Genomic DNA, 24,866 nt, shown 5'->3' on the forward strand with positions numbered 1-24,866 from the left:
CCAAAACCCGGGGAAGGATGCAGGCGGTTAAGCGCATCATTTCCACCGGTATTGAGAGACGCGCCGGCTGCGCAACATGGGCACCGGCATTACCTCTACTTTGGCCACTTTCTCCTCAGCAAGACCCAGCGCTGCCCAAGTAGGCTACGGCCCGGTCAGGAGCTCATTAGCCCTTTCATTTCGTATCCGGCCGGGCCGCGGGGAAGCCATGCGCCTAATAAAACCGGCCAAACGCTTCTACCGACCGGATTTTGATGGCACCTTTGAGGTCCATTTTTCAAGGGCAGCACGGGATGAACGCAACGGAATCAGAAGAAAGAGAATATCTGGAGGAGATTAAGGAGAAACTCACGCTCGCCGTCAAGCGCGTGGATGACGCCGTCAGGCAGTTTTCCGACGAGCTCCGGCAGAAAAAGGAGTATATCCACGAGCACCAGTCCGGCATGGATGACGCCGATATGGTGGCCGCCGGCCAGTCCATCAACCGCATGGCATTTACGGGCGAAGCTGCCGTATCCCGGAAACGCAAGCTGCTCAAGCTGGCGCAGTCCCCCTATTTTGGCCGTATCGATTTCGTCACGCCCAATAAAGTAGTATCACCGATTTACATCGGCGTGCATTCGTTCTTGGACGAGCGGCAGCGCCAAAACCTCATCTACGACTGGCGGGCTCCCATTTCCTCCATGTTTTACGACTTTGAGCTGGGGGAAGCCTCCTACTCCACTCCTTCCGGTACCATTCGGGGCAGCATCGGGCTAAAGCGGCAGTACAAAATCCGGGACGGTCACCTGGAGTTCATGATTGAAAACGGCGTCAACATTCACGACGACGTGCTGCAGCGAGAGCTGGCCAAATCGTCCGACGACAAGATGAAGAACATCGTCGCGACCATTCAGCGCGACCAGAACGCGGTGATTCGCAATGAAACCGCGCCGGTGATGGTCATTCAGGGCGTGGCCGGCTCCGGCAAAACGTCGATTGCCCTGCATCGGATTGCGTTCCTGCTGTATCGCTACCGGGAAACTATCGCTGCCAAGGATATTCTCATTATTTCGCCCAACAAGGTCTTCGCCGATTACATCTCGAACGTTTTGCCCGAGCTGGGGGAAGAGCACCTGCCCGAGATGGGCATGGAAGAGCTGGCCGCCGACCTGCTCGAAAACCGCTACCCGTTTCAGACCTTTTTCGAGCAGGTATCGGCCTTGCTGGAGCACCACAACCCGGCCTTTATCGAGCGTATTCAGTTCAAATCCTCGTTTGAATTCCTGAGCAAGCTAAACCAATACTTGCTCCATATCGAGAATAACTACCTCACTATTACCGATCTGCGGGTTGGCAAAACCGTTGTTGCCGCCGCGGTTATTCAGCAGAAGTTCAGGACCTACCACCGGGTTCCGCTGCTGAAACGCTTTGCCCTGGTTGCCAATGACGTCAGGGCCTACGTGCGGGATGCTGCCGGCCGCAAGCTGACCGGGCAGGAAAAAGCGACCATCGGGGAAGCCATTCCGCGCATGCTCAAGCTCCACAATGTGCTGGACCTCTACCGGGATTTTTACGGCTGGATCGGCCGGCCCGAGCTGCTGAAGCTCGACCACCGCCTAACCCTGGAATACGCGGATGTATTTGCCCTAATTTACCTGCGGCTCCGCCTAGAGGGTATCACGGCCTATGAGCAGGTCAAGCACCTACTCATAGACGAAATGCAGGATTACACCCCGGTGCAGTACGCCGTGCTGTCGCGCCTGTTTTTGTGCCGCAAAACCATCCTGGGCGATGTGAGCCAGACAGTGAACCCCTACAGTGCTTCCTCGGCCGAAACCATTGAGCGGGTATTTCCGCAGGCCGATATAGTCCGGCTCTACCGCAGCTACCGCTCCACGGTTGAGATTACCGCCTTTGCGCAGCGGATTACGCCCAATCCCGACATTATTCCGCTGGAGCGGCACGGCCCGGAGCCCGTTGTAGCGCGCTTTGGCAGTAAAAGCGAGGAGCTGGCAGCTGTCCGGGAACTGATGACGGCCTTTAAAAGCTCGGCAAATCATTCCCTGGGAATCATCTGCAAAACCCAGCGGCAGGCTACTGAGGCCTATGAGGCGCTGCAGGCGCCCGGCGTGCATTTGCTCACGGCCGAGTCCACGACCTTCAAGGAAGGCATCATCATCACCACTGCCCATCTGGCGAAGGGCCTGGAATTTGATGAGGTCATTGTGCCCTTTGCTTCCGCCCGCACCTACAAAACGGAGGTCGATAAGAGCATGCTTTATGTTGCCTGTACCCGGGCCATGCACCAGCTCACGCTCACGTATGCCGGGGAGCTTACCGCCTTCTTATCAGCCTGAGGCATACGGGGCCGGCTCAGTGTAAAAAGTCATTTTTCCAGCGTCACATTTCGTTCATTGTCCTCGGGCTGCAAATCAATCAGCAGCCGGTTTGGGTCGAGGCCAGCCTGACTAGGCTGCCGGGGTACCGTAACGGTAATAGTTTGCTTGCCGGAGCGGATGCGGTGCCGGCGCAGGTACAGCGGCGTGCCGGCCGGCTGCCCCGGCACGCGGGGCGCCATAACACCGACGTCGACCCAGTCGTGCATGGGTATTTCGTGCTTGATGCCGGCGCTGTCCAGCACCACCTTGTGGGCCTTTATCCGGAGCGTTACCTGCCATTGGCCAGCCTTGGTTGGGGTGGCCGTAGCTTGCTCGGTTTTGAGTTCCCAGTAGGTATTGACCTCAACCAAATCGTGGAGCAGATACTGCAGGGAATCCGGGGTTTCGGCTTGCAGCTCGCGGTACAGGTCCAGGGTGGTGGCCAGGGGCGCGGCCGGCAGCCGGTGCCGCTCCAGCAGGCGGCGCAGCGCCCGGTTGACCCGCGCCTCGCCGATGTACTCGCTCAGGGCATACAACGCAAAAGGCCCGCGCCGGTAAGCCAGGTACGGGTCGAGGCCCCGCAGCAGCGGCTCTCCCCGGCGAATGGCCGGGTACGGATGCGGCTGGTGCATGAAGCTCAGTAACCGTCGGCGCTGCTCCGGCCCCCGGCTGTGCTCCACCGCCTTTATTCCATAGTACCAGGCCAAACTCTCAGACATTACCGGGGCTCCTTCTACCCGGGCATAAGGCACCGTCCACTGGTGGGCCATTTCGTGGGCCACTACCGCGTAGGGCAGGTCCAGGCTACCTTCTTCTTCCTTGGGTTGCCACAACGTGAAGCCCTCCGGGTGCGTGATGCTGCTGGCTTCGGCGTGCAGACCCGTGCCATTGCCGGCCACCTCGATGATGTTGAGGTAGCTATGCCGGTAAGGACCAAATTGCCGGGTGTAGTAAGCCAGCGAGGCTTTGATACTGCGAACCATGCGGCTCAGGTGCGCCGTGTGGGCCGGGTGATGAAAGATATGAATAGCGACGCGGCACCCCGCTCCGGCCGACGAATCCTGCCACTGGGCTTCGTGTACGGCGTAGGCAGCCGAGAAAAAAGCCCACTCGCCTCCAATGAAGCCATCGGACACGTAGTGAAAATAGCGGCGGCCACCGGCGGCCCAGGTCCGGCGCAGCGCCCCGGGGGCTATTGCCACCTGATTTTGGGCCGTGCCCACCACCGCATCAAACGATACTCCAGCACCACGGGGCTGCCGTACGGCCACGTCGTAGACAGAGGGCATAAGTGGGCGCGGGGCCAGGCCGTGCGTGCGCCGGTCGCCGGTGCTGCTCAGCTCCCGGCTTGGTTGGTAGCCGATTGTGGGCAGCCAGCTGTTGGAAAAGGAAGTTCCATTGGCTACTACTGAAGTACCGGCTCCACTCTCACGGAAGCCACGGGACTCGACGTGGGCCCGGAAGATGAGCTGCAGCGAGTCGCCGGGCTGCAGCGGCTGTGGCAGAGTGTAGATGTGGTGGCCCAGCGCGGCGTCGGTGAGCACGCGGGTAGCCGGCCGGTCAAACCGCAGGTCAACTCTGGCTTCGCTGTCGGGGTCGGTGGCCAGGTGAATGGAGTCGATGGCCACGGCCGTGCGGTTCACGAGGCAGTAGGTGCCCCGCACCGCCACGGCGCGCCGCTCGGGGTAGATTTCGACGCGCAGCTTCACGTCCGTCAGTTGGGGTTGCGGGGTGGCCGCGTAGCGGGCGTAGCGCTGCTCGTAGGTTGCCTGCCGCTGCTTTAGCTGGGCGGCGGTGCGGTAAGGGTGCAGCACATTGGTATTGTAAAAGATAAACCCGCCCAGGATAAGAATACCGCTCAGCGCCACTGCGGCTACCACGGCCGTGGTACGCTTGAAGCGCCTCCGCGCCACCTGCAGCCGGGCGCCGGGGCCCTGCTCCCGGCCGCGCACCCAGAACAGGCGGGCTACCACAGCCAGCAGCAGGGCCCAGGCAACCCAGTAGAGCTTAAACCACAGCCACGGCCCAAGAGCAGGACCGAAGCCGCGCATATCGGAGTAAGACCAGCCCGGGCCGGCACCGTAAATGAGCAGGTTGTGCTCGATGCCAAATAAGCTGGCCAGGGCAATGAAAACGAAGGCCAGAATAGCCACCAGATGGCCAACGTACTTTTGGTCTACCACTACGTGCACAGCCAGGGCAAGCAGGGCAAAGAGCAGGTAGTCGGTCAGCTGTAACCCGAATAGCACTTTCAAATAGAGTCCGGGCTCCACGTGGTAATAGCCCTGGATAGCCTGCGCGGCCATTCCGGCCGTGGCCAGCAACCCCAGAAACAAAACCAGCAGCAGAGCCAGGGCCAGGAACTTGCCCAGCAAGGGCGCCCATTCCGAGCCGGGTAGGGCACTGGAAATCTCACCCAGCCGCGCATCCCGCTCCCGCCACACCAGCTCCCCGGCAAAATACACGATGAGGAAGGGAATAATGACCCAGCGGCTGAGCTCATCGGCCAGCGAGCCAGTGAGCTCAGCCAGCACGAGCGCCGTAGTGGGCACCAGCGCCACGCCGTTGACCTGCATTTGATCGAGCACCACGGGCACACTCAGCAAGGGAATGCCAACCAGCAGCACCAGTCCGGCCCAGCTCGTGGCCAGGGCCCGGAACGAGTCCCAGGCCACAGCCAGTATCTGCTGGGCGTGAGTAGCCATACCAAACGGACGGGAGCCCCAGGCACCAGCAAGGGTCAGGTTCGGCGCCACACTGTGGTTATTGTTTTTGCGCGGTGCAGCCATTGCCCCACCGTCAGTAGCGCTCTGCTGAGCTTCTCGCCGCCGAGCGAAAAACTGCCTGACGCGCTTCCACCCACCCCGATCGGGGCGGTGGGCGAAACGAAAGCCCCGGTACGTGAGGGCAAGCGCCAGCAACGCCAGACCGAGCCACAGCAGGCGGTTGGAAAGGATGGCACCTTCCAGGGCCAGCAGGCGTCGGTTCTGCTCGATTGGGGTCCACGAATGGGCCATATCTTCGACGACAAAGCGGATGCCGATAGGGTCCAGAAGCGTACCCAGACTGCTCTTGAACAGCAGCAGCGAGGCGACGAAGAACCCCATAAAAACCAGCAGAAAGCTGCCGAAATAGCCGGCCATGGGCCGCCCGCTGCGCAAGGCCAATCCGAACTGAATGGCGGTGGCGACCAAGGCATTGGGCAGGGAAATAAAGGCGTAGGCGGTCAGAAAGGCCGCCGGCCGGAACGGACCCAGCAAGGCGGCATCCACGCCGGGCAAATAAATACTCAGCAGGATACCCGCCTGCACGGCCAGCAGCAGCAGCGCGTTAAGGGCAAAGGCCGCCAGGAAGCGTCCGGCCAGGTAGCTGCCCTTGCTCACCGGGGTGGTATAGGTTAGCGGGTGCATACCCGTGGCCACATCCCGCGCGGCAGCCTCGCCGGCAATGGCGGCGGCCATCACCAGCCAGATTAGGGAGCCAAAAACGGTGGTTTTGGCAACGGCAAACGGCGAGTTGACAAAAAAGTCGGCGTACAGCATCTCGGACAATGAGCCGTCCCGGCCCATCAGGAAATCGAGGGCGAGCAGGATAACGACAAACAGCCAGGGCCAGGGCCGACGTATCTGGTAGGCAAACTCAAAGCGGAAAATCGTCCAGAGCTTCATATCCGTGCCGCTTGCTCCGGTTGCGCAACTGCGGGCCCGTAATGGCCGGCCATGGTGCTGAAATACACATCCTCCAGATCGGCCTCCACCGCTTCAAATCCGGGGTCGGGCGCCTGCTCACTGTAGACGTGTACGAGCGTGCGCCCACTCAGCAGCCTAGTGGAAATGACGCGGTGTTCCTGCTCCAGCCGGGGTAAAGCAGTCTTATCTATCAGGCGGCGCCAGATGCGGCCCTGCAGGTCGGCCACGGCCCGGAGTGGCTCGGCTTCAAGCAGTATTTGTCCCTGGTTGATAATGGCCATGCGGGTACACAGCTCGGCTACGTCCTGCACAATGTGGGTGGAGAGCAGCACCACGCTATTCTCGCCCAACTCGCTGAGCAGATTCAAGAAACGCACCCGCTCGGCTGGATCCAGCCCCGCCGTGGGTTCGTCTACAATCAGCAGCCGGGGCTGGCCCAGCAGCGCCACGGCTACCCCAAAGCGCTGGCGCATGCCCCCGGAAAAGCCGCCCAATTGCTGCCGGCGCACGTCCCACAGGTTGGTTTGCCGAAGCAGCCCTTCCACGACCTGCTGGCGGGCACGCCGGCCGGTGATGCCCTTCAGGATGGCAAAGTAATTCAGCATATCCTCGGCCCTGGCCTTAGGATACACCCCGAACTCCTGCGGCAGGTAGCCCAGAGTCTGGCGCACGGCATCCGGCTGCTGGAGCACGTCGAGTTCCCCGAGCTGAATGCTGCCGCTGTCTGGCTCCTGTAGGGTGGCCAGGGTGCGCATGAGCGTAGACTTGCCGGCACCGTTGGGCCCGAGCAGGCCGTACATGCCCGCCGGAACGGTAAGGGTAATGTCCTTCAGGGCCTGCACGCCGTTGGCATAGCGCTTGGAGACGTGGCGAATCCGTAATTCCATTCCGGTTCAGGTAGTGAGTAAGAGAGAAATAGAAGGTTGCGCCAGCGTAGCGCCCCAAAACTGCGGCAGGATTGCTGAGCCACCGCCGGCACGGGCCAGCACCCAGCACTTGGGTTCAGAATGCGGCTTTGCCTGGTATTTGCAGGCTGCTACTGACCGGAGCAGTTGTTACTTAAAGCTGAATAGCAGCGGAAACAGAAAGGTTACGATACTGGTCCAGAAGCAATACACGGGCAGGAAAGTGGCAATAGCCTTGCCGACGTAGGCGGTGTCGGCCTGGCGGAATAGCACGCGGAAGAGCTGCGCCGTTACCAGCAACAGGTGCAGCAGCATCAGCACATTGCCGCCCAAAACAGCCGCCCGGTTGGACGTAATTCCCCATTCGGCAATTCGGAACACGATGGCCGACAGAGCAATGCTGTTTACCACAATGGTCACGGCCGACAGCAGCAAAAGCACCCACAGCTCCGCCCGGCTTTTGGTAGCCTGGGACGTTTCGGCAATGGAAAAGAAAATGATGGCCATTACGCCAATCAGCAACCCATTGAAGAGCAGCAGAAACTCCCGGTCGTTGTAGGGGTCTTTGCCGGAATATACCATGGCTGCCAGGTAAATAATCAGCATGACTAATACCAGGGGGCTGAAGATTTTGGCAATGACCGGCGACACTCTGCCTACCAGCTGCGGATTAGTTTGAGTGAGGAAGGTAGCCGCAATGGGGGCGGCGGGCAGCCCAAACGTCACCACATAGTCGACGTAGAATTTTTCAATCCGGAACCCAATCAGGGAAAACAGCCCGATGGTAAGCCCGGTCATGATGCCGCCCGCCAGCAGAATCAGCGCGGTCATGACGACCAAGTCGCCGTTGTAGCGCAAAAAGTCCAGCCGCTTGTCCACGTTGTTGCGCGCCTCGCCCACGAAAGCAAAGCCTAGTATCGACCACAGAAATAAGAGCAGATGCAGGCACGCTAAAATCAAGGTGTCGCTGTTCTCGGCCAGCGGCAGCGAATTGATGTACACCGCTCCCAGCAGAATTGCCCCAACGACAAGCGCTGTTTTGCCTTTGTCCAGGTTATTCTTCCAGGCAAAAAAGGCGGTCAGCATCGGGAACAGGATGAAGCCTATGTTGCGCGGATAGAAGACGTTTTCGTCCAGTGCCAGCAACATTGGCAGCTTAGCAATGCCGCCCGCCAGCAGCGAAGCCAGCAGCACAAACAGCAAGTCTTTGCCGCTGCCCCAGGAAATATCCTGGCCGGCAAAGCTGAGCCGCTCCTTCCAATACCCGGCCAGTACCTGGTTTCCCAGCTCGGGGTACAACGCATTGAACGCGCGCTTAAACGTGCGCTTGTCGGCCTGGTACAACCGCTCCAGTTGCCGGGGGTCGTTGAGATGGGCTAAGATTTCGTCTTTCATCGCGCAGAGAAGTAAAGAAGAAGGATGAATGGGCTTGCCAAAGGCCAGTATGGTGCAGTTGGTGTACCTCAGCGGGCGGGCTCGGCAGCAGCCGAAGCCCGCCCGGCGAAGCATTGGCAAGGTAAATAAAAGAACTTTGAGTTTCAAAGTTAAGACACCCGATTATTCTCCTGCCTTGCCCTTTTGGGCAAACAAGCTGCTTTCTGCTCTCAATTCTCAAGGGGTGAAAGGCCGTAATATTGCCCGATTGACACCTTTAATAGTGAATGGCCAAGCATAGGTAACAGCGGAAAATATAGTATCCAGAGATGCTACCACCGGCCCTTACTGGGGTACCGCTTCCCAGATTTGGGGGCGGCAGCTACAGCGTAGCGGTCCGCCAAGACCGTCCACTGAAGCGGACGGTCTTGGCGGACCGCTACGAGTTTTGCGCCTGACTTGCAGCAACAGACCCGCACCAACGGCGGGATGCGGCTTTATTTTCACAGCAGGGTAATGCGTTTTACCACCCTGCCGGCAGGTGTATCGATAACTGCTACGTAAACGCCGGCCCGGCAGTGCGTTAATGGTATGGTTAGCTCGTCTGAGGTTGCCGAGGATACCACTTCCGTGGCCACCAGACCACCGATGGTGTTGTAAATGCGCACCTGCTGAACGACAAAGTCGGCCTGCCGCCAGCTGATGGTCACTTTGTCGTGCGTGGGGTTTGGATACACCGCAACCGCCTCGTTTAGCGGCAGGGCACTTACGCTGAACACTTCTCCCGACTGCCCTCGGCCGCCGGCACCCGCCGCCGTCAGGGTGCCCGTGCTGGCCCCCCGGGGCACGACTACTTCCGCGCTGGTAGCAGTAGCTCGTACAACGCGGGCAGTAAGCCCTCCAAACAGAATGGTGTCATTCAGGCCTTCTTCCCGGAAGTTGCGCCCAATGATGGTAACGGCTGTACCAACGGGGCCGTGCGCCGGGCTAAAGCTGGTAATAACCGGCGCCGGAATAACTACCAGGCTCGTCGCCGTAGTGGTCTGGCCGCCGGGCGTTTGCACCTGAACGGGCCCGGTTTGCGCGGCCGTGGGCACCTTCACCACCAGGCGGGTGGCCGACGCCTGAAGCACTTGCCCAACTTGCCCGCCCCCAAACGTAACTACATTCCGCGCAAGTGCGTCGGCAAAGTGCGTCCCGGTCAAGGCTACGGTAGCGCCGGTATGGGCCCGCCCCGGCAGGGTGCTGCTGATGGTAGGCGGATACCAGACCATAAAGGACTGCGCGCTTTCCACCTGTCCGCCCAAGGTTCGTATTCTGATTTTGCCGAGAGTGGCGCCCGTAGGCACTTCTACCTGCAGGCCGCTGGTGGTAGCCTGAAGTACCCGGGCCGGAATTCCGTTGAAGGTGACGGTGTCCTGCGCCGTTAAAGCTGAGAAGTGGGTACCGGTCAAGGTCACGGCGGCACCCGGCTGCCCCTCTCCCGGCGTCACGCTGGTGAGCGTAGGCGGTTGAAACACGGTGAAGCTACTGCTGCGCGTCCCGCCGTCGGTTGTCGTCAGCGTAAGCGTGCCGGTGGTGGCGCCGGCCGGTACCCGCACCGTGAGGGTGGTAGCGGTAGCACTTTGCACGGACGCCGCTACGCCGTTGAACATGACACGGTTGCTCGTGGGAGTTGGGGAAAATTTGCTGCCCGTGAGCGTAACCAGAGTTCCGAAACGGCCTTGAGCTGGTGCGAGGGCAGTAATGGTGGGCGAGGCCAACACCTCCGGGTAACTGAGGGCTACGGCCGGCACCACGTTCAGCGGCATGTCATAGATGCGGTTGGTGGTAGTGTCGGTCCGGACGGGCTCGTTGTAATCAAAGTAAATGTCGGCGAAGTTGTCGATGCGGGTACGGGCGGGCAAGGCCGCTTTGGGCTTGATGCTAAACTGCACAAAGCCATTGCTGCCCGCCGGGTTGCTGGCACTGTCGGGCAGCATGATGTTGGGGAACGTGAAGGTGACAATCGGGCGCTGCCGACCGGAAATGGTCATCCGATAGGGATGCGACACCGCGCCAACCTGCAGCGTACGGAGGTCGAGGTCGGCAGAAAGCGTATCGACCACAGCCACCTGGTAGGCCACGTCGTTGCCCGTATTCTGGAAGCGAATCTGATACCGCAGCGCCTCTGTGGTGGGCGTATAGTGCTGGGCAGTGCGCCCCTGCGGCACCACCCGCTTGTCGTTGGGGTCGTACGAGTCGAGAATTGGCTGGCAGTCTTCCGCTACCTCTGGTTCCGGGTCGCCGGGCGACATGGATTCCATAGCCGTGCTGGGCAGGCTGTTGGTACGCAAGGCGGCCAGTTCTACGGTAGCACTCGCCATCGGACCGTACGGATGATTGGCCGGCTGGTCGGCTTCTACCCGCACTACCGGCCCGGCAGCAGTCCAGCGCAACACTACACTGTCGCCCGCGGCCAGGGAAATATTGCGCATCATCGCCAATTCGGCATCCTGAAAAATACGCAGCCCCAGGCTATCCGTAGTGGCCCCGCTACCCTGGTTGCGTACCACGAAGCGCACCTGGCTGCTGCCCGTTACCTGTCCCCTAACGGCCATAGATGCCCGGTTCCAGCCCGAAGGTACTGGGTAGGTATTCACGGGCCGGATCCAGGCGCGGGTGCATACGGTCAGGCCACGCAGAGCCGGATTGCCGCACACCACCGAGTCTTGGATGGTGATAGTGCCGCGCTGGTTGGGCTGCAGTGCCCCCACCCGAAATACGTAATTGCCCGCCGCATCCAGGGTGTGCGGCATATCGGCCCGCACGAAGATGACTTCCGGGGGCAGGGCTACCGTCACAGTAGCATTTGGCACGGCGGCAAAGCCGGTGTTGGCGTAGCTGACGGCCGTAGTATTCTGGAAGCAGCGCCGCCGCCGGTTCGAAGCCACGCTTACCGTCAGATGCGGCGCGGTGCTGACCTGATTCCCAAAATCGGGGCCACTTGCCGCGTTGCCGTACGAGTGGAAAGAAACCGCGGCCGGGCCGGCGCACAACTCCTCTATTACCCGGCCGGTCTGGGGCGGGGGCAGCAGTTGCTGCACGGTATAGGCCCCGGTATCCAGAGCTAACGAGTAGTTGCCGTTGTCGTCGGTAAGAGCGTAAGCGCTACCCGGCTCGGCCACTACCACCATGTTCGGCATGGCTGGCTCGTTGGATTGCTGCACGCAGTCGTTGTTCAGATCATTGAATACTTTGCCAGTAAGCAGGTTTTCGGGGGGGCGGTTGGTAGGGCTGTAAAACCGCAGCACATCATGGGCCCACCGGGCAGTCGTCAGCCGGGTGCCGCTTTGATTGACGGTAATGACCGAAGGGCTAGCCCCCACTACCAGTTTCACCTGCCGGGTACTATTGCCCTCAAACATGGTGACGTAATTGTCCTTACCAACGCTGGCGTACACGTTGCCGGCTCCATCTACGGCCAGGCCCGCATCCCCGGGCGACAACGAAGGGGAACCCTGAAACGAAGGAGGAAACATCGAGAGAAACTCGCGGACAACCTGCCCGGCAGGGTTGAACTTTTGCACGCGGCTACCCGCGCCGTCCGATACATAGATGTTGCCGCGGTAATCCAGCACCACCCCGCGCGGCGCGTAGAACTGGCCGGGACCGGGCCCACTGCCACTTCCCCCCGCCCCAATCATCTGCACCATCTGCCCTTGCGCATTGTATTTGCGGACTGCGCTGTAATAATCGAGCACGTACACGTTACCGCCGGCATCCACGGCCAGGTCGGTGGGCCAGTAGCCGTTGGAGTTGGTCTGGGGGTTGGGCAGCGCAATTTTACTGATAAAGCGGCCCTGCGGGTCAAACTTCTGCACGCGGGGTGGGTAGCCCTGGCCTTCTAGCCCATACACGTTGCCGTACAAGTCGACGGCAAAGCTGGTGAGCATCCCGAATTGCCCATCACCCTGCCCAGCGGTACCAAAGGTGGCTACTTGCTGGCCGGCGGGGTTAATCTTGACAATGCGGGGCTGTTTCTGGTCGAGATAATAGATGTTACCGGCCTCGTCCTGCCGCATTCGGCCGCCGAATACACTTTCGTTGCCCCATTTTCCCAGCTGAGCGCCAGTAGAACTCAGCTTGCGAATGGTACTGATGCTTTGCTCCCGGTCGGAGGCATCCAGGGCGTACACGTAGCCGGTGCCATCGAGGGCCAGAGCCGCGTGCGTGCCGTTGAATGAGCCGCTACCACTGCCAAAAGCCCCTAAATGCACCCCTTGGGCATCGTAGCGCTGCACGGCAGTCAGCCGCGAGCTGACGACGTAGAGGTTACCCGCCGCGTCGATTTCAAGCCCTATCGTCTGGTCATTTACCGACCCCGTGAAGCGCAATGATACGGTACTGAGCAGTTGCCCGGCCGCGTTCAGCTTGACGGCAGTATAGTTCTTGTTTAACACGTACACGCTGCCATCGGGAGCGACTTTTACATCCGACGGCTGCACCAGGGCCTGAGTTCCGCCGGGGGCATACACCCACTGCACCTGCCCGCTGGCATTCAGCTTTTGCAGGCGGTTGTTGCCGGTATCGGCCACGTAAATGTTACCGGCCGCGTCTACAGTTATTCCCTCGGGCTGCTGAAACTGCCCCACCGCCGTGCCGGCCTGGCCGATTTGCGTGAGCGAATCACCGGCGGGGCTGTACTTGCGCACAAACGACTGCGCCCGGTTTACGACAAAGACGTTGCTCTGCCCATCCAGGGCCAGGGCACGGTAGTCGGGGGTGCGCGTAGCCGAACGGAGCGGAATGGTTTGCTGGTAGCGCCCCGTGGCATCGAGCTTCACCAACCCCACCCGGTCCAGCACGTGTACAACGCCGGCTGAGCTCACCTGAATGTCCTGCGGGAAGTCTACCGGCGTGCCAAGCATACGCTCGAGGCGGAAGTTGCGGAGCTGGGCACTAGCCGTAGTAAACGTCGCCAGCACACAGGATAGAAGTAAAAGTTTTCTCATAGAAGGCTTTCAATAGCGTATAAGGGCACACGTTGCACCGGGTAGCAGCCGGCTCTGACGGCCCCGTTGTTGACCCCGCTGGCAAATTTAGGTGAATAGCGTTACCAGACGCTACGCCAGGCCCGACGAACTTCTACTTCACAGCGGGTTACACCCGGCTGCACATTTAGTGTCAACTCAAAGGCCGGGATGGGAAAATGCGGGCCTTCGGACTTCTGTGCCCGTGAAAGGTGCTGCCCAAGGAAAGTAACTGGAGCTTCTCCTCGACCCGATGCCCAGAATCGAGGCGAACGTGCAGCCGGTAGCGCTGATTTAAGCGCAAGTGCCCGCCGGGGCCAGCCGCAAATTTGAGACGTACCGGAAACAGTAGCGCCAGCAAACAACCTACTCTGTCCCTGTCCCGAAGCATTCGTACATCTTGGTACGTCTTTACTTTCCTGCCATTGACAAGGCCTGATAATAGCAAACAGCACACCCTTGTAAACAAGGTGCTTTTCAGTTAAAAATCACTAAATATTGCAGACATACCTTTGAACTCAGGGTGTTTATGACTACAATTGCAATAACACAGGCAATTACCCCCTTTAACAAAAGGCGTATTGTCAGAATAGCATCATTTTTAATTTAGTTTATCTGATGCTTCCCGCTCTTTCTGCCCCACCCACTTTTTAGCCTGTCTGATGATGTCCTCCTAACCCCGTTGGTCGTATGGTACCGCAGCCCGTTCCTACCGTCGTTGTCATTGGCAATGGCATGGTTGGCTATAAGTTTTGCGAGAAGCTCCTCGCCAAAACCCCGGCCTTCAATCTGGTTGTTTTCGGCGAAGAGCCCCGCGTGGCCTACGACCGGGTCCATCTGAGCGAATACTTCGCGGGCAAGACGGCCGACGACCTGCTGATGGCTCCCCTGCAGTGGTACCACGACCAGCACATCACCCTGCATCTGGGCGACGCGGTACAAGAAATTGACCGGGTCAGCCAAACGGTACACGCCCGCAGCGGCTTAGTGCAGCCCTACGATTATCTGGTGCTGGCCACCGGCTCCTCGGCCTTCGTACCCGACATTCCCGGCGTGGAAAAAGCTGGCGTCATGGTGTACCGCACCATCGAGGACCTGGAGGAAATCAAGGCTTACGCGGCTACCGCCAAGCGGGGCGCCGTGCTCGGGGGCGGCTTGTTGGGACTGGAGGCGGCCAAAGCCCTGCTTGATCTGGGCGTGCCCGAAACCCACGTTATTGAGTTTGCCCCCCGCCTGATGCCCCGGCAGATTGACGCGGCCGGCAGCCAGATGCTGCAAACCAAGCTCGAAGCCCTCGGTCTGACTATTCACCTGAGTAAGGCCACCGCCAGCATCGGCGGCGAGGATAAAATAAACGCGCTGCACTTCGGCGACGGCTCCGTGCTGGAGGTCGACATGCTGGTAATATCAGCCGGCATCCGGCCCCGCGACGAGTTGGCCAAACTGGCCGGCCTGGAAGTAGGTCTGCGCGGCGGCATCGTGGTCAATGATGAAATGCAAACCAGCGACCCGCGCATTTTTGCCATCGGGGAGTGCGCCCTGCACGGGGGCATGATCTACGGTCTGGTGGCTCCCGGCTACGATATGGCCGAGGTTGTTGCCAGCCAGCTGACCCAGGGGGCCCGCGCCTTTACGGGCTACGACATGAGCAGTAAGCTCAAGCTTATCGGCGTGGACGTGGCCAGCTTCGGCGACCCATTCATTGCCGAGCCCCACAGTCGCTCTATCGTGTTTGAGGATGCCCATAGCGGTGTGTATAAGCGCATCAACATCAGCCCCGACGGCAAATACCTGTTGGGCGGCGTGCTCATCGGCGACGCGGAGGCTTATAACCTGCTGCTGCAGACCGTCAACAACAAAATCGTGCTGCCGCCCCACCCCGAAGACCTGATTTTGGGAGCCCGCGGGGGCGAAGCCAATGAAGGTGCGGGCGTGCTGAGCTTACCCGATGAGGCCCTGGTTTGCTCCTGCGAGGCCGTTACCAAAGGCGCTATCTGCGGGGCCGTCACCGAGCTGGGCGTCACGACGGTGGAGGGCATGAAGAAGTGCAACAAAGCCGGCACCGGTTGCGGGGGCTGCGTACCCATAGTCAAGGACTTGATTCAGGGTACGCTCAAGGCCCAGGGCGCTTACATCAAGAACGTACTGTGCGAGCATTTCGACTACTCCCGCCAGGAGCTGTTCGACCTGCTCAAAATCAACGACATCCGCACCTACGACGCGGCGCTGGACCACTTCGGCAAGGGCGACGGGTGCGAAACCTGCAAGCCCGCCATCGGCAGTATCCTGTCGGGCCTATGGAATGATCTGATTATCAAGCAAAACACCATTCAGGATACCAACGACCGGTATTTGGCCAACATCCAGAAGGGCGGCTCTTACTCAGTGGTACCGCGCATTGCGGCCGGCGAAGTAACGCCCGAGCAGCTCATGGTCATCGGGCACGTGGCCCAGAAGTACGGGCTCTACACCAAGATTACCGGCGGGCAGCGCATCGACATGTTCGGGGCCCACGTGAGCGACTTGCCCGATATCTGGGAGGAGCTCATCAACGCCGGCTTCGAGAGCGGACACGCCTACGGCAAGTCGTTGCGGACGGTGAAGAGCTGCGTGGGCAGCACCTGGTGCCGGTTTGGGCTGCACGACAGCGTGTCGTTGGCCATCGAAATCGAGAACCGCTACAAGGGCATCCGCTCCCCCCACAAGCTCAAAAGCGGGGTGAGCGGCTGCGTGCGGGAGTGCGCCGAGGCCCAGGCCAAGGACTTCGGCATCATTGCCACCGAGAAAGGCTGGAACCTGTACGTGTGCGGCAACGGCGGCGCCAAGCCCCAGCACGCCCAGCTCTTGGCTACCGACGTGGACAAGGAAACCCTGGTGCGCTACCTCGACCGGTTCCTGATGTTCTACATCAAAACCGCCGACCCACTGATGCGCACCGCTACCTGGCTCAACAAGCTGGAGGGCGGCCTGGCCTACCTCAAAAACGTGGTCATCAACGACAGTCTGGGCATCTGCGCCGAGCTGGAAGCGGAAATGGCCCTGCTCATTCAGAACTACCACTGCGAGTGGCGCGAGGTGGTCGAAAACCCCGAGCTGCGCCGGCAGTTCACCCACTTCGTGAATGCGCCCACGCTTAAAGACCCCTCGATTGAGTTTGAGCCAGTGCGGGGCCAGAAGATTGTGAAAGCATGGTAAAGCGTCCAAAAAGCATTTTCCAAGACCTGAGCCGTAGCTGCCCTAGCCTGGGGCAGCATGGAATACCAACGAGCAAAACGGGCGCGGTGGGTGGTGTTGCAGCACTGCTCATTCGCCGCCCAAATTCTTTTCAACAGACCCAGAAACGATGGAAACTGTTATTGACGTAGCGTGGGTGGCCGTGTGCCAGGCCGCCGACATTCCGGTCGACGGCGGGGCCTGCGCCCTGGTGGAAGGCGAGCAGATTGCCATTTTCAACTTTGCCCGCCGCGGCGAGTGGTACGCCACCCAGAACCTGTGCCCGCACAAGCAGCAGATGGCCCTGGCCCGGGGCATGATTGGCAGCACCGGCGAGGCCTGTGAGCCCAAAGTTGCCTGTCCGTTTCACAAGCGCACCTTTTCCCTGCTCACGGGTGAGTGCCTGAACGGCGACGAGTGCAGCATCCGGACCTACCCGATTAAGGTCGAAAATGGCCTGGTGTTCATTGGCCTGGAAGCTGGGTAAGACAACTGCTACTGAATTCATTGCCTACTCACCGCTAACCACTTAGTATGCCCGAGAACTGTACTGCGAATAGACTTTCTTGGGTAGCGTTGGTGGTGGCGCTGCTGCCCGGCCCGGTGGCGGTGGGGCAAGTGGTGGTGTCGGCGGAAATCCGGCCGCGGACCGAGCTGCGCGACGGGTTCCGGACGGTGAACACGCCCCGCGAAAAGCCGGCTTTCTTCGTCGAGCAACGCTCCCGCCTCAACCTGGATTATGGCCGTGAGAAGGTAAGCGTGCGGCTGTCGGTGCAGGACGTGCGCATCTGGGGCAGCACCAGCCAGGTGTATAAATCAGACCCCAACCTGTTCAACGTGTTCGAAGCCTACGGGCAGTACCGGTTAAGCTCCCGGTTGGCCGTGCGGGTGGGGCGGCAGGTGCTCGACTACGACAACGCCCGGTTTCTGGGTGGGCTCGACTGGGCCCAGCAGGGTCGCAGCCACGACGCACTGAAGCTCCTGTATGCCGATAGCTCAGGCTTCGCCGTGCACGGCGGGGCGGGATTCAACCAGTCGTTTTCCCCGGAGCCCGCCAAGCTCTCCGACACCTACTACGGTGGCGTGGACAACTACAAATCAATGGAGTACCTGTGGCTGCACAAAGACTGGACCCGCGGCAAGCTTTCGGCCCTGTTTTTCAACGACGGCCGGCAGCGTCCCGATTCGACCACCTATTACCGGCAAACCTACGGCCTGAGTGGCGAGGCTACCGCCGGCCGGGCCACCCTGACGGCGGAAGCGTACTACCAAACCGGCTACGATGCCACCGGCCGGGCCGTGCAGGCCTACCTGGCGGCAGGCAGCGTGACGCTGGCTACCAAGTTCACTCCGCTCACCCTGGGCCTGGATTATCTGTCGGGCTCTGATGCTACCGACTCCCGCAACCAGGCTTTTGTGCCGCTCTACGGCACCAACCACGCCTTTTACGGCCACATGGACTACTTCTACGTGGGCAACAACCACGGGCAGAATGGCCGGACGGCCGGCTTGGTGGACTTCTACTTGAAAACCAATTTCAAGCTGGCGTCCAAAACCAGTCTGCTGGCACATCTGCACCACTTCGAGGCGGCCGCCGCGGTGTATGCGCCGGGTACGACGGAGCAGGCACTGAGCAGCCGGCTCGGCGAGGAGCTGGATGTGCAGCTCAGTACCAACGTGAGTCCGGACTTTAACCTCAAGCTGGGCTATTCGCACTTGCTGGCCACGGCCTCGCTCGATGCGCTGAAAGGGCGCGCCGGGCAGCCGCACAACCAGTGGGCCTGGGCCATGCTCACCTTCAAGCCCGTCCTGTTCAAAAACTAAGCGCGCCTCCCGCGCTACTACGCGCTGTCAACTTCACCTCCAAACCCCGTCGACATGGAAGAATCACTGAGTGCCCGGCCGCTGGATAAGCTCGCTATTTTCTCCGGGAAAGGCGTGCAGATGCGCACGTTTCACCTGACCTGGCTCACATTTTTCTTCTGCTTTTTCGGCTGGTTTGGCATTGCGCCCCTCATGCCCCTGGTGCGCGACCAGCTCCACCTCGACAAAGGCCAGATCGGCAACATTGTCATTGCCTCGGTGTCGGCTACGATTCTGGCCCGCTTGGTTATCGGCAAGCTCTGCGACACGCTCGGGCCGCGGCTGACCTACACCCTGCTGCTCGTAGTGGGCGCCCTACCGGTGATGCTTATCGGGTTGAGCAACAGCTACCAAAGCTTCCTGCTGTTTCGCCTCGCCATCGGCATCATTGGGGCGTCTTTCGTCATTACCCAGTTTCATACCTCGATGATGTTTGCGCCCAACGTGGTGGGCACGGCCAACGCCGTAGCTGGCGGCTGGGGCAACCTCGGCGGCGGTATTGCCAATATGGTAATGCCCCTGGTGGCCGCTGCTTTCGTGTCGCTGGGGTACGTGGACAAAGCTAATTCCTGGCGCCCGGCTATGGTGGTGCCCGGCATTGTTCTGCTCGTAATGGCCTGGCTCTACTACAAATACACCCAGGATACGCCTCGCGGCAACTACGCCAATATTCCGCGCGAGTCGGCGGTGAAGCCTAAAGGCACATTCCTGCTGGCTTTGCGCGACTCCCGGACTTGGGTGCTGGCCCTAGCCTACGGCGCCTGCTTCGGCATCGAAATCACCATCGACAACGTGGCCGCCGTCTACTTTGTCGACCATTTTGGGGCCACGCTGGTTATGGCCGGGCTGCTGGCCGGCATCTTCGGGTTCATGAACATCTTCGCCCGCGGCCTGGGCGGCTGGGTAAGCGACCAGGCCGGGCGAGCCTACGGTATGCAGGGCAAATGGCTGCTGCTGAGCGGGCTGCTGGTGCTCGAAGGTGTGGGCATTGCCTTGTTTGCCTTAGCCCCGAGTTTGCCGCTGGCCATTGCCGCCATGCTGGGGTTTGCCCTGTTTTTGAAAATGGCTAACGGCTGCACCTATTCCATTGTGCCCTTTGTGAACAAGCAGGCCCTGGGCAGCGTGAGCGGCGTGGTGGGCGCGGGCGGCAACCTGGGTGCCATGCTGGTCGGGTTCCTGTTCAAATCGGCCTCCATTAGCTACAGCACAGCTTTCCTGTACATCGGTATCGGGGTGGCGGCCGTGGGCGGCCTGGTGCTGCTCGTGCGCCTGGTGCGCCGGGAAATAGGGGAAGCGGCACCCGAAACTACTGCCGAAGCCCCGCTGACGCTGGCCGGCGCGTAGGCCAACGGTTTTTCTGACTCACTCCCCGGTAGCTATGGCCCTGACTTCCCCCGCCGTCCCTTCCACTTGTTGCTACTGCGGCGTCGGCTGCGGGGTACTAGTCAGGCCGGAAAAGAACGGCGACGTGACCGTGACGGGCAACCCCGACTACCCCGTGAACCGCGGGGCGCTGTGCAGCAAGGGCCTGAATCTGCAGTACACCGTTAATGACCGGACTGACCGGCTGCTGTTTCCGCAGATGCGCTACAGCAAAAGTCGCCCGCGGCAGCGCGTGAGCTGGGACGAAGCCCTGGAGCGCACGGCCGCCGTGTTCAAAACCTTCATTGAGCAGTACGGCCCCGATTCGGTGGCTTTCTACGCCTCCGGGCAGTGCCTGACCGAAGAGTATTACGTCATCAACAAGCTGATGAAGGGCTTCATCGGCTCGAATAACCTCGACACCAATTCCCGCCTGTGCATGAGCAGCGCGGTGGTGGGCTACAAAATGGCTCTGGGCGAAGACAGCGTGCCGGTGTGCTACGACGACATCGAGCTGGCCGACTGCCTGCTGGTCACCGGGGCCAACCCAGCCTGGTGTCACCCTATTCTGTGGCGCCGGGTGGAAGCTCACAAAGCAGCCAATCCGGCCACCAAAATCATCGTCGTGGACCCGCGCGTGACGGACACCTGCGCCCTGGCCGACGTGCATTTGCAGCTCATCCCCGGCACCGACGTAGTACTGCACCAGGCCCTGGCCCGGGTGCTGCTCGAAAATGGCGACCTGGATATGACCTTTATCGAGCAGCACGCCGAGGGTTTTGAAGCTTACCGCGCCATCATCCTGGAACGCACCGTGGCCGAGTCGGCCCGGCTGTGCGGGGTGGCCGAGGCCGATATTCGGTTGGCGGCCGGCTACATCGGCTCGGCCCAAGCGTTTCTGTCGATGTGGACCATGGGCCTGAACCAGAGCGCTGTGGGCGTCGACAAAAACCTGAGCTTGCTGAACCTGCACCTGCTAACGGGCCAGATCGGCAAACCCGGCGCGGGGCCACTGTCTCTCACTGGCCAGCCCAACGCCATGGGCGGGCGGGAAGTCGGTGGCTTGAGCAACCTGCTGCCCGCTCACCGCAACCTGGCCGACCCCGCGCACCGGGCCGAAGTGCAGCAGTTCTGGGGCAGTGGGCCACTTTCCGAGAAGCCCGGCTTCACGGCCACCGAAATGTTTGAAGCCCTGGAAGACGGCCGGCTCAAGGCCATCTGGATTATTTGCACCAACCCCCTAACCAGCCTGCCCAACGTGCGCCAGGCCGAGGCAGCCCTGGCCAAAGCCAGGTTCGTGGTGGTGCAGGACATCAGCTCCAAGCCCGAAACCCTAGCCTACGCCGACGTCATCCTGCCCGCCGCGGCCTGGGCCGAGAAGGAAGGCACCATGACTAACTCTGAGCGGCGCATCAGCTACCTGCCCCGGGTAGTGGCCGCGCCCGGCGAAGCCCTACCCGATGCCGAAATTATCTGCCGCTTCGCCCAAAAGATGGGTTTTGCCGGCTTCGACTTCCCGACAACCGAGGCTATTTACCAGGAACACACCCGTCTGACGGCCGGCACTACGCTGGACATTTCGGGCCTGACCTACGAGGTGCTGCGCCAGCGCGGCTCGGTACAGTGGCCCTACCAAGCTGGCGCCGCCACCACCGGTACACCCCGCTTGTTCACCGACCGACAGTTTTACACGCCCTCGGGCCGGGCCCGGATTCACCCGGTGGCCGTGGCCGGGCGCAGTGAAATGCCCGACGAGGATTTCCCCTTTATCCTGACTACTGGCCGCATCCGGGACCAGTGGCACACAATGACCAAGACGGGCAAAGTCAGTAAGCTGCGCCAGCATATTCCCCAGGCTTTCATCGAGCTGAACCCGCAGGATGCGGCGGCGCTGCAGGTGGCCGAGGGCGACTTGGTGACGGTCAGCTCGCGGCGGGGTGAGGTACGGGTGGCCGCGCGGCTGAGTGCGGGCATCCGGCCGGGTGTGGTGTTTTTGCCCATGCACTGGGGCAAGCTGCTAGGCTCCGACCTGCACCGCGCCAACAACGTGACTTCCGGCGCCGTGGACCCCGTTTCCAAGGAGCCCGACTTCAAGTTCTGCGCCGTGCAGCTGACTAAATACTGCAAGCCCCGGCAGCGCATCGTGGTGGTAGGCGCCGGCGCCGGCGCCTTTGGCTTCGTGCAGGCCTACCGGGAGCTGAACCAGGACGACAGTATCACCATTTTCAGCAAGGAAAATTCTCCGTTCTACAACCGCGTGATGCTGCCCGACTACATCAGCGGCCACCAGCACTGGGAGCAGCTGGTAAAAATGCGCGACGACGAGGAGCCGGACTACCATATCGAGCTGCGCCGGGGTGTGAGCGTGGAAGAAGTGAATCGGGTCGAGAAGTACGTGGTGGACTCCCGCGGGCAGCGCACCGACTACGACGTGCTGCTGCTGGCTACCGGCAGCCGGGCGGCCGTGCCGCGCAATGTGCCCGCCCTGCCCGGTATCTTCACCATGCGCAGCCGCCCCGACGCGGATTCGTTTAAGTCCCACCTACCCGCCCAAAATGCCCACGTCGTGATTGTGGGTGGCGGACTGCTGGGGTTGGAAATGGCGGCGTCGTTGCGCGAAACTGGCGTGCGGGTGTCCATCATTCAGCGCATTTCCCGCTTTCTGGACCGGCAGCTCGATGCTCTGGGTAGCCAGTTGCTGCAGGAAGAAATGGTGGACCAGGGCTGCGAACTGTACTTCAACGACGAGGTGGAACTGTTCTATGGCCGCACGCGCCTAACCGGTGTGGGCCTGAAAAGCGGCCGGCGCCTCGACTGCGACGCGCTGCTGCTGGCCATTGGCACGGTGCCCAACCTGGAGCTGGCCCGGGAGTGCGGCCTGGAGTGCCGCCGCGGCGTGGTGGTAAACGAGCGGCTGCAAACCTCCGACCCGAGCGTGTTTGCCCTGGGCGAAATTGCCGAGTTCGAAGGCACGCTCTACGGCATCACGGCTGCGGCCGAGCAGCAGGCTGCCGTGGTGGCCCGCTACCTGAGCGGCGACGTAGGCAGCCTTTACCGGGGCAGCACCTTTATGAACATCATCAAGATTCACGGCTTTGATTTGTGCAGCATTGGCCTGCCCGAGTGCCCCGCCGGAGATGACAGCTACGAGGAAATCACCTTTATCGACAAGGCCCGGCGCTACTATAAAAAATGTATTGTGCACCACGACCGGCTGGTGGGCGCCATTCTCATCGGCGACAAAACCGAGTTTCAGGAGTTCCGGGCGCTGATTGAGGGCAAAACCGAGCTTAACGACAAACGCCTGCAGCTGCTGCGCAGTGGCCGCCCTGCGCCATTGGTGCTGGGCAAGCTGGTGTGCAGCTGTAACAACGTGGGCCAGGACAATCTGCGCCAGGCCATTGGGGCTGGCTGCGAAACGCTAAAGGAGCTGTGCGCCACCACCGGCGCGGGCACCGGCTGCGGCTCCTGCCGGCCCGAGGTGCAACAAATTCTGGCCGCCGAGCTGGCCGCTCTGGTGCCCGCCACTACTTGAATCGCCCAACTTCCATGACCTCACCCGATTCCTCCTCTTCTCTGGTAGCCGTAAACCTGCCCGGCGGCATCGTGCCGGCTGGCGACCTGCTGGCCGTGTTGGCAGCGGCCGAGGCCGCCGGCATCGAGCAGGTACAGTTGGGGCACCGCCAGCAGCTGCTGCTCACCGTGGAACCAACCCGGCGCCGTGCCCTGCTGCAGGCACTGGCCGCGGCTGGGGTGCTGGCCGAGCCCGACCCGGAAGCCCATCCCAACATCGTGAGTTCCTACGTGGGTGAGGATGTATTCTACAATGCGGCCTGGCTGCGGGAAGGCGTGTACAAGGACATCCTGGATTTGTTCGACTACCGGCCCCGGCTGAAAATAAACCTGGTTGACAGCCGGCAGACGTTCGTGCCATTTTTTACCGGCCACCTGAATTTCATTGCCGCCGAAACCAGCAACTACTGGCACTTGCACGTGCGCTTTCCCCGCTCCGGTCACCTTTACGCCTGGCCACACCTGGTGTATTCCGAGGACGTGCCGGTGCTGAGTGCGGCCCTAGAGCGGGTTCTGCTAGCCGCGGCCGGGCAGTTTGCCACCGACCTGGCTACGGCCGGCGCGCGGCTCTACGCCCAAGTCAGCCCGGCCCAGCCGCTGGGGCCACGGGTAACCGCCGGGCCGCTGGCGCTGCCACCCTTTATGCTGCCGTACTACGAGGGTTTCAACCGCAGCGGGCAACACTTGTGGCTGGGTATTTACCGGCGCAATGAGCAGTTTTCGGTGGCTTTCCTGCAGGATCTGGGCCGCGTGTGCTTGCTCACGCGCGTGGGCCAGCTCTGCACCACCCCCTGGAAGTCGTTGATTATAAAAGGAATTACTCCGACCAACAGGCCGCAGTGGGACGCCGTGCTCTGCCGCCACCGCATCAATGTGCGGCACGCGGCCAACGAGCTAAACTGGCAAATCGAGGATAATTGCCCTCCCGGCCTGGCCCTCAAGCATGAACTGGTGCGCTACCTCCACGAGGAAGACGTGCGCACCTACCAGCTCTGCTTTGCCATCAAAACCCGGCCCCAAACCGGCCTTTTCGGCTCCATCATTATCCGCACCCAACCGGGGCGAAACGGAGCCGAGCAGTACGAAATCCTGCACACCCGCGACTTCAACCCCAATTCCCGCGACTTTGTGCTGTTCCGCCAACAAGTGCGCCCCGATATGCTGGGCTGGTATCTGGCTGAGCTTTGCCACCAGTTCTACGCCCAGCTCGGGTCCGAAACCCGGCCGGAAACTGCGGCAGCCGCGCTGCCTCCGGCTGAAAACCCGCTGCCAGCTGCTGAGCCCCTACCGCGTTGCCGCCGTTGCCTAACGGTTTACGACCCGGTGTATGGGGACGCCAGCCAAGGCGTGGCGCCGGGCACGCCCTGGGCCGCCCTGCCCGACTACCACTGCCCGACCTGTGAAGCGCCGGCAGCAGCGTTTGAGCTCTGGGAAGAGCCAGTAGCCGCAGAGTTGAGCTTCGTTGGCGCGGCGACGTAAACAGTTCGGCTTACAGCCTTTTCCCTTTGATTTTTT

11 protein-coding genes are annotated in these 24,866 nt (G+C 61.1%); 7 read left to right on the forward strand and 4 right to left on the reverse strand.

Annotated elements, in window-relative coordinates; genetic code table 11:
• Positions 1 to 293: 293 nt before the first annotated feature.
• Positions 294 to 2,339, forward strand: a complete 2,046-nt coding sequence (locus LGH74_RS06925) for a HelD family protein (protein WP_226173810.1) — start codon at positions 294 to 296, stop codon at positions 2,337 to 2,339.
• Positions 2,340 to 2,368: 29 nt separating this feature from the next.
• Here LGH74_RS06925 and LGH74_RS06930 read toward each other — a convergent pair whose 3' ends face one another.
• From LGH74_RS06930 to LGH74_RS06945, 4 genes are all read right to left on the reverse strand, one after another.
• Entirely contained in the window at positions 2,369 to 6,028 is a 3,660-nt protein-coding gene (locus LGH74_RS06930; protein WP_226173812.1) for an ABC transporter permease/M1 family aminopeptidase, read from the reverse strand.
• Positions 6,025 to 6,936 carry an ABC transporter ATP-binding protein gene (locus LGH74_RS06935; protein WP_226173814.1) on the reverse strand — a complete coding sequence of 304 codons (912 nt, stop codon included), beginning with the start codon at positions 6,934 to 6,936 and terminating at the stop codon, positions 6,025 to 6,027. The genes LGH74_RS06930 and LGH74_RS06935 overlap by 4 nt, the downstream gene beginning before the upstream one ends.
• A gap of 168 nt (positions 6,937 to 7,104) precedes the next feature.
• Positions 7,105 to 8,349 (reverse strand): hypothetical protein, encoded by a 1,245-nt coding sequence (locus LGH74_RS06940; protein WP_226173815.1) that lies wholly within the window; start codon positions 8,347 to 8,349, stop codon positions 7,105 to 7,107.
• Positions 8,350 to 8,831: 482 nt separating this feature from the next.
• Positions 8,832 to 13,322, reverse strand: coding sequence for a DUF7619 domain-containing protein (locus LGH74_RS06945; RefSeq protein WP_226173817.1), 4,491 nt, complete (start codon positions 13,320 to 13,322; stop codon positions 8,832 to 8,834).
• A gap of 708 nt (positions 13,323 to 14,030) precedes the next feature.
• Between LGH74_RS06945 and nirB the strand changes: the two genes are divergently transcribed.
• From nirB to LGH74_RS06975, 6 genes are all read left to right on the forward strand, one after another.
• Positions 14,031 to 16,535, forward strand: coding sequence for a nitrite reductase large subunit NirB (gene nirB / locus LGH74_RS06950; RefSeq protein WP_226173819.1), 2,505 nt, complete (start codon positions 14,031 to 14,033; stop codon positions 16,533 to 16,535).
• A gap of 148 nt (positions 16,536 to 16,683) precedes the next feature.
• On the forward strand, positions 16,684 to 17,040 hold the full coding sequence (gene nirD, locus LGH74_RS06955) for a nitrite reductase small subunit NirD (protein WP_226173821.1): 357 nt from the start codon (positions 16,684 to 16,686) through the stop codon (positions 17,038 to 17,040).
• A 47-nt stretch (positions 17,041 to 17,087) separates the two neighbouring features.
• Positions 17,088 to 18,377: an alginate export family protein gene (locus LGH74_RS06960; RefSeq protein WP_226173823.1), complete on the forward strand. Its 1,290-nt coding sequence runs from the start codon at positions 17,088 to 17,090 to the stop codon at positions 18,375 to 18,377.
• A gap of 54 nt (positions 18,378 to 18,431) precedes the next feature.
• Positions 18,432 to 19,760 (forward strand): MFS transporter, encoded by a 1,329-nt coding sequence (locus LGH74_RS06965; protein WP_226173825.1) that lies wholly within the window; start codon positions 18,432 to 18,434, stop codon positions 19,758 to 19,760.
• 34 nt (positions 19,761 to 19,794) lie between these two features.
• On the forward strand, positions 19,795 to 23,313 hold the full coding sequence (locus tag LGH74_RS06970) for a nitrate reductase (RefSeq protein ID WP_226173827.1): 3,519 nt from the start codon (positions 19,795 to 19,797) through the stop codon (positions 23,311 to 23,313).
• Positions 23,314 to 23,327: 14 nt separating this feature from the next.
• Positions 23,328 to 24,830, forward strand: coding sequence for a rubredoxin (locus LGH74_RS06975; RefSeq protein WP_226173829.1), 1,503 nt, complete (start codon positions 23,328 to 23,330; stop codon positions 24,828 to 24,830).
• Positions 24,831 to 24,866: the final 36 nt, after the last annotated feature.

The sequence above is a fragment of the Hymenobacter lucidus genome, assembly GCF_020447265.1.
Lineage (GTDB): Bacteria > Bacteroidota > Bacteroidia > Cytophagales > Hymenobacteraceae > Hymenobacter > Hymenobacter lucidus.

Bases quoted from the DNA above. Each gene is read 5' to 3' on its own strand.
- LGH74_RS06930 (WP_226173812.1), bottom strand. From the start codon at position 6,028: ATGAAGCTCTGGACGATTTTCCGCTTTGAGTTTGCCTACCAGATACGT.
- LGH74_RS06945 (WP_226173817.1), bottom strand. From the start codon at position 13,322: ATGAGAAAACTTTTACTTCTATCCTGTGTGCTGGCGACGTTTACTACG.
- LGH74_RS06975 (WP_226173829.1), top strand. From the start codon at position 23,328: ATGACCTCACCCGATTCCTCCTCTTCTCTGGTAGCCGTAAACCTGCCC.
- nirD (WP_226173821.1), top strand. From the start codon at position 16,684: ATGGAAACTGTTATTGACGTAGCGTGGGTGGCCGTGTGCCAGGCCGCC.
- nirB (WP_226173819.1), top strand. From the start codon at position 14,031: ATGGTACCGCAGCCCGTTCCTACCGTCGTTGTCATTGGCAATGGCATG.
- LGH74_RS06960 (WP_226173823.1), top strand. From the start codon at position 17,088: ATGCCCGAGAACTGTACTGCGAATAGACTTTCTTGGGTAGCGTTGGTG.
- LGH74_RS06935 (WP_226173814.1), bottom strand. From the start codon at position 6,936: ATGGAATTACGGATTCGCCACGTCTCCAAGCGCTATGCCAACGGCGTG.
- LGH74_RS06940 (WP_226173815.1), bottom strand. From the start codon at position 8,349: ATGAAAGACGAAATCTTAGCCCATCTCAACGACCCCCGGCAACTGGAG.
- LGH74_RS06970 (WP_226173827.1), top strand. From the start codon at position 19,795: ATGGCCCTGACTTCCCCCGCCGTCCCTTCCACTTGTTGCTACTGCGGC.
- LGH74_RS06925 (WP_226173810.1), top strand. From the start codon at position 294: ATGAACGCAACGGAATCAGAAGAAAGAGAATATCTGGAGGAGATTAAG.
- LGH74_RS06965 (WP_226173825.1), top strand. From the start codon at position 18,432: ATGGAAGAATCACTGAGTGCCCGGCCGCTGGATAAGCTCGCTATTTTC.